Here is a 5,911-nt window from a genome sequence, read left to right on the forward strand (position 1 = left end):
GAAACTGACGAAGTCAGCTCAAAACACTGTTTTGAGGTTGCAGATAGAACTGACGAAGTCAGTAACATACCTACGGTAAGGCAACGCTGACGTGGTTTGAAGAGATTTTCGAAGAGTATTAACTGAAAAGCATGACTAGGAATATCATTGAATATGGTTAGCTAAATCTTCCTGAGCTTTTTTATTTGACTCAGCTTTTTCTTTCAGCCATTTTTCATAGAGTTCTTGGTACTGTTTAGCAGTTACTGCCTCTTTTTGCAATTCAACATATTTGTAGTTATCAGCATTTCCTTTATTCCCAACGAATGAGAATGGGCCTGTAAACGGTACAGTCTTACGGAAGATTGGGTTGGCTCCACCACTTTGAACTGGTAGGAAGAGGGCACTATCTGTCAACCAAGCTTGGGCTTCAGCATATTTTTCATAGCGAGCTTGAGTATCTGTGATTTCCGCATCTGCCTGATCCAAGAGTTTCTTATAGTCAGCAAGACCAATCTTGTCCTTGACTTCCTTGTCTTTTCCTTCAGACAAGCCCATGTTTTTCAACTGAGAACCTGTCTCTGGATCAAGGATGGCTAGGTAAGTCTTCGGATCTGAGTAATCTCCACCCCATCCTGAGATGTCGATATCGTAGTCTTTTTGTTCTGCTGTATCTGCAAAGAATGTAGCTTGATCCTTCTCGTCTGGAGAAAGTTGGATAACATCAATGACTACATTCTCCTTACCAAGAGTTTCTTCCACTGTTTGTTTGAAAGATCCAGCCTGTTGCACATCTAATTTAGCAGTCTGGTCAACTGGCATATCCAAATGAATTGGGAAGGTTACTCCTTGAGCTTGCAGACTTTCTTTGGCCTTCGCAAACTTCTCTTTGGCCTTTTCAGGATTCAAGAAGGCTTGCTTACCATCGTTTAGGTTGATATTTGCCCAATCTTTACCATAGTTGACAATTTTCTCATTGACAATGTCACCAAAGTTCTTATCGCCAACTTGGACAAAGTTACTTGGTGTAACTGTGTTACGCAAGATACGGTCTGCTCCATCTTCACCATTTGTCTGTGCTGCATAAGCATGACGGTCAAAAGCAAAGTTGATAGCCTGACGGAAATCTTTATTTTGCATAGCTGCGCGTGAATCTGTCTTTTCCTTATCAGACTGTTTCATAGTCTGCTTGTAGCTTTGACGATTGACGTTGAAAAGATAATAGAAAGTAACTGAGTTCTGTGGTGTATAGGTAATCTTGTCCTCATTTCCCTTCTTGAGTTCAGCAAAGACTGAACTTGTTGGGAAGATACGACCATCAGTATAGTTGCCTTCCAAGAAACCTCTAGCAATGCTGTCTTGGTCAGAACCGTCAAAGAAAGAGAGCTTCACTTTCTCGATTTTAACATTGTCCTTATCCCAGTAATTAGGATTTTTGTCAAACTCAATCAAAGATTTGGATGTGAAGGACTTAAACAAGTAAGGACCATTTGACAAGATACTTGATGGTGTCACACTTCCAAAGTCATCTCCCTTAGACTTCAAGAAGGCTTCATTTACAGGACTAAGAATACTTGCTGTTGTTTTAGAGTTCCAATAAGTTTCAGGTTGGTTGAGGGTATATTGGAGAGTGTAATCATCCACTGCCTTTACACCAACAGTTCCAAAATCAGATGATTTCCCTTCAACATAGTCTGCTAGACCCTTGATAGAGTCTTGTACCAAGTACAAGTTTTCAGCCTTTTTATCAGCCGCATACTTAAGACCAGTCACAAAGTCATGAGCTGTTACATCCGCATACTCTTCTCCTTCAGAAGTGTACCATTTAGCTCCCTGACGAATTTTATAAGTGTAGGTCAAACCATCTTTTGATACTGTCCATGACTCAGCCATAGATGGAATGAGATTGCCATACTGGTCATTTTCCAACAAACCATCAATCAAGTTGGTTGTGATACTAGATGTAGAGTCTCGGGTAGAAGTAATATAATCCAAGGTATCTGGGTTATTAACAAAGATATAAGAGTAAGTCTTGTCTGTATTACTTGATTGGGAAGACCCACATGCCGCTAGAGCTAGACCTGCTGTCAAAGCCATAGCTCCAAAAAGCATAACTTTTGATTTCTTCATGATTATTCTCCATTTTTTACAGTATGTGAAATATTATACACTATTTGAGCAAAAATATAAAGCCTTTTGTACTTTTTTATAAAAATAAAAATCAGTAGACTCGAGTTCCTACTGATTTTTGATATAGTTCGTTTGGATTATGCAGCCAAAACTTTGCGTCCTTTACGACGACGAGCTGCCAATACGCGACGACCGTTTTTAGTTGACATACGGTTACGGAATCCGTGTTTGCGCGCACGACGAAGTTTACTTGGTTGATAAGTACGTTTCACGATGAATACCTCCTCATAGATTTTGTATTCGTTTAGCCGGCTATAAAGTGATCAGTTACTAAACATACTTTACTATTCTATCTGATTCTTTCACTTTTGTCAATAGCTCTAGGCAAATGTTTCCAGCTTTTTAGCGCTTTTTCTAATGTAAGCCCTATCTGCGATACTGTTTCAAGAAACGAGTCATCTTTTCTTGGATTTGGGCTAGTTCATCGACACGAGGAAGGTAAACAATACGGAAGTGGTCTGGTTCCTGCCAGTTAAAGCCTCGACCATGAACCAAGAGAACCTTTTCCTGCTTCAAGAAATCAAGGACAAACTGTTCATCATCATCGATACGGTACATATTGCGGTCGATTTTAGGGAAGATATAGAGTCCAGCCTTGGGTTTAACCGCAGACAAACCTGGGATATCTTGAATGGCATTGTAGATGAAGTTTCTTTGCTCGTAAATTCGTCCACCAGGAAGAAGCAGTTCATCGACTGATTGGTGGCCACCCAAGGATGTTTGTACGACCTGTTGGGCCAAAACGTTAGAGCAAAGGCGCATATTGGATAGCATATTGAGCCCTTCGATATAGCCCTTGACATGAGTCTTAGGTCCAGACAAGACCATCCAACCCACACGGAAACCAGCGATACGATGGGATTTTGACAGACCATTCATGCTGACACAGAAGACATCTGGTGCCAAGCTCGCCACAGGCGTATGCACATGTCCATCCATTACCATGCGGTCATAGATTTCATCCGCAAAGATAATCAAATCGTTTTGACGGGCAATCTCAATAATCTCCAACAAGAGTTCCTTAGGATAAAGGGCTCCAGTTGGGTTGTTTGGATTGATAAGGACGATTGCCTTGGTATTGGAAGTGATTTTTGACTTGATATCGTCAATATCTGGGTACCATTCTGCTGCTTCATCACAGACATAGTGAACGGCATTTCCCCCAGCTAGGCTGACAGCTGCTGTCCAGAGAGGATAGTCTGGCATTGGCACCAAGACCTCATCCCCGTTGTCCAAAAGCCCCTGCATGGACATGACAATCAGCTCACTGACACCATTTCCAAGGTAGATGTCATCAATATCTACATTTGGGAATTTCTTCAATTGGCAATACTGCATGATGGCCTTACGGGCTGAGAAAATCCCTTTGGAGTCAGAGTAACCTTCACTATCACGCGCATTCATAATCAAGTCATGAATGACTTCGTCTGGTGCTGTAAAACCAAATTCTGCTGGATTTCCTGTATTCAGACGTAAAATCTTTTCTCCATTAGCTCGCATCCGCATGGCTTCTTCCAAAACAGGACCACGGATATCATAAGCAACATGCTCTAACTTACTAGACTTGTTATATTCTTTCATCTTGTTTCCTCAATTCATCAGGATAGTAACATTATACCACTAGAAAGAAAATGCGACAAGTTTACTGAAATGTGTTACTAAAATCCTATAGAAGAAAAACCTCGCTAAAAGCGAGGTCCAGACAAGTGAGATAGCAGGTGTTTTGCGAAAAACACATCACATACCAAAAGATAAACCTAGAAAAAGCAAGCCTAAAAAGGAGTCATAAAGAAGATTGAACATGAGGAAAAGTCCCCATATCATCAAGTAATCCCAACGCCCACTTCGTTTTGCAACTAGGAGTAAGATTAGATGGTAGAGTACATGAAAGACTAAAAATCCGATAAAACCTGGATAAAGAAACGGTACCAGACTCTCTAATTGCCAGACCATGATAACTTCTAGCAAGACTGAAACTAGGATGATTCCATAATAAAGGAAATTTGATTTTTGAAAAGAATTTTTCATCATTCTCCCTCCCTTCACTTCTTTCCTGCTATCCTTTCTTTTATTTTATCATATATTTATATAGATTTTAAGCACTAACATTCTTTTGAAAAATACTTTTTTTGCTTTACTTCTATAGTGAAAAGGTTTACAATTATAGTAAGAAAATTTCAGGAGGTTTCATTATGGCACAACGTTACCAAAATATTATGGTCGCAATCGATGGTTCTAAGGAAGCGGACTTGGCTTTTGTCAAGGGAGTTCATTCTGCTCTACGAAACGACGCTAAACTCACCATCGCACATGTCATTGACACACGCGCACTCCAAAGCGTATCCACCTTTGATGCTGAAGTTTACGAAGAACTCCAAGTCGACGCTGAAAGTCTGATGAAAGAGTACGAAAAACGTGCTAAAGATGCTGGGGTGGCAGATGTTCATATCGTCATTGAAATGGGAAATCCAAAGACCCTACTGGCACGTACTATTCCAGATGCAGAAGAAGTTGATCTCATCCTCGTTGGCGCAACTGGTCTCAACGCCTTTGAACGCCTCTTGGTCGGATCTTCATCTGAATACATCCTCCGCCATGCTAAGGTCGATTTGCTGGTTGTGAGAGAACAAGAAAAAACCTTATAATCACGAAGAAAAGGAGCTCAACGCTCCTTTTTGTTTACTATTTATACTCTTCAAACCACGTCAACGTCCATCTACAACCTCAAAACAGTGTTTTGAGCAGCCTGCGGCTAGTTTCCTAGTTTGCTCTTTGATTTTCATTGAGTATTATTTCTCTCTTTATGGCGTTCGTAAGCCTTGAGCTGGCGCTTCAGTTCCTTTTTAATAGCAGGTTCTGGAGCATATTTTTCTTCCCAATCATCTGGTTTTAAGATTTTGTGAGTCACTGGATCAAAATGAGCCTTGCCGTCAGGGAAAATTTTCCCCATATTAGCCTGATGGACAATGTCAAAAATACGTTCTGGGTCCACTCCCATCAAGACAAAACTACCGTAGGTAAAGTAAAGTGTGTCAATCAAGGCATCCACTTGCCCTACCAAATCTTGCTGAGCAGGCGTCTTCTGTGCTACCTTATCTGCTGCCTTATCAAGGGCCTGATGAAGTTGCGATAGAGCTTGACCAAAGTCCTCTTCAGAAGGGCTGGCAGCTCGAACAAACTCCACCAATTCTTCTATTTTAAAGCCAGCCCTATGGGTTGCACCTTCTAAATCCCAAGCTCGAGGTTCTTCTTGGGTTCGTTCATCCATCATGTGGTGGAAGGTCTTGACCTTATTGAAATGATAGTCACGGCTGACAAAGACTTTTTCTGAAGCTAAAACACCAAAATGTTCTAGGGCCTTATGGATTCCGTCTTGCTGATTGCTGGTGGTAATGTGCTTGGCAACTTCCTTGACACTGCTACTACCATTTCCCATAGCGACCGACATACCGACACCAGCCAGCATTTCAAGGTCGTTATCCGAATCACCAAAGGCCATCACTTGGTTGAGGTCAAAACCATATTCTTTCCCAACTCGTCGAATACCTTCCAATTTAGAGTTTCCTTGATTGATGACATCCGCTGCAAAAGGATTGCTACGTGTCAATTTCAAGTCTTCAAAATCAGCTGCAGCCTTCTCAGATTCTTCCGGTGTCATCAGCATCAAAACTTGGTAGATAGGCTGATTCATCAGATGAAGCAGGTCTTCTTCCTTTTGGGGAACAACCTTGCTGACCATACG

At 41.3% G+C, this 5,911-nt stretch carries 6 protein-coding genes; 1 reads left to right on the top strand and 5 read right to left on the bottom strand.

From position 1 onward, the window contains the following. Positions 1-144 precede the first annotated feature (144 nt). The 4 genes from SMSK564_RS08405 to SMSK564_RS08420 all read right to left on the bottom strand — a co-directional run bounded on the left by SMSK564_RS08405 (position 145) and on the right by SMSK564_RS08420 (position 4,200). Positions 145-2,109 (bottom strand): peptide ABC transporter substrate-binding protein, encoded by a 1,965-nt coding sequence (locus SMSK564_RS08405; protein ID WP_000748910.1) that lies wholly within the window; start codon positions 2,107-2,109, stop codon positions 145-147. A gap of 137 nt (positions 2,110-2,246) precedes the next feature. Beyond that, on the bottom strand, positions 2,247-2,381 hold the full coding sequence (rpmH, locus tag SMSK564_RS08410; protein ID WP_000831905.1) for a 50S ribosomal protein L34: 135 nt from the start codon (positions 2,379-2,381) through the stop codon (positions 2,247-2,249). A 154-nt stretch (positions 2,382-2,535) separates the two neighbouring features. Then, on the bottom strand, positions 2,536-3,750 hold the full coding sequence (locus SMSK564_RS08415) for a pyridoxal phosphate-dependent aminotransferase (RefSeq protein WP_000666476.1): 1,215 nt from the start codon (positions 3,748-3,750) through the stop codon (positions 2,536-2,538). A gap of 156 nt (positions 3,751-3,906) precedes the next feature. After that, complete coding sequence (locus tag SMSK564_RS08420) at positions 3,907-4,200, bottom strand: hypothetical protein (protein ID WP_000977362.1); 294 nt, start codon at positions 4,198-4,200, stop codon at positions 3,907-3,909. A gap of 161 nt (positions 4,201-4,361) precedes the next feature. Here SMSK564_RS08420 and SMSK564_RS08425 point away from each other — a divergent pair, with 161 nt between their 5' ends. After that, positions 4,362-4,814, top strand: a complete 453-nt coding sequence (locus SMSK564_RS08425; protein ID WP_000079148.1) for a universal stress protein — start codon at positions 4,362-4,364, stop codon at positions 4,812-4,814. Positions 4,815-4,948: 134 nt separating this feature from the next. Here SMSK564_RS08425 and SMSK564_RS08430 read toward each other — a convergent pair. Next, the coding region (locus SMSK564_RS08430) for a Cof-type HAD-IIB family hydrolase (RefSeq protein ID WP_000307043.1) at positions 4,949-5,911 on the bottom strand (963 nt) is incomplete at its 5' end.

The sequence above is a fragment of the Streptococcus mitis SK564 genome (assembly GCF_000148525.1).
Taxonomy (GTDB): Bacteria; Bacillota; Bacilli; order Lactobacillales; family Streptococcaceae; genus Streptococcus; species Streptococcus mitis_H.